General features: G+C 60.4%; 1 protein-coding gene. It reads left to right on the forward strand.

Annotation, left to right across the window (positions count from 1 at the left end; translation table 11 throughout):
• On the forward strand, window positions 1-403 hold a 403-nt coding region (locus AC1RPQ_RS07925; protein ID WP_481762250.1), incomplete at its 5' end, for a hypothetical protein.
• Between the last annotated feature and the right edge of the window lie 52 nt (window positions 404-455).

Raw genomic sequence — 455 nt, forward strand, 5'->3', positions numbered from 1 at the left:
GCAGCGTACCCTGCTTCCGGGTTCCGCAGGTGTCGATGAGCATCCGGGGTACGCGGCACAGGAGTGCCCGCTGCGCGAGGTTGTTGTCGCCCAGACTTACGCCACGAACAACGGCTTCCGCTGCTACATGACGGGCGGTCATTGCGTGCCGGGTCCGTCGTGTGGTCATCGCCGTGAGCGCTTCGCTCGCGAGAAGAACGCTGATGACACGCTGGTCGTCGTCCAGACGTTCCGTCCGGATAACCGTGGCATTGCCGATGCCAACCGCATGGCCGCGTTTCTGAAAAGTCACGGCATCTGGGCCGAGGTGTATTCGGACATCGGTGAGGACGTGCTAATCCGGGAAGGTGACTTGATGAAGTTCTCGGACCTCGTGCCCGAAATGCGAGAGCGATTCGGATGATTACCACGTCCTACATCCTTATCACGGCCACGGTGCTAACTCTAAATGGCCG

The organism is Dellaglioa sp. CoH-57-MRSF-21, from assembly GCF_056781915.1.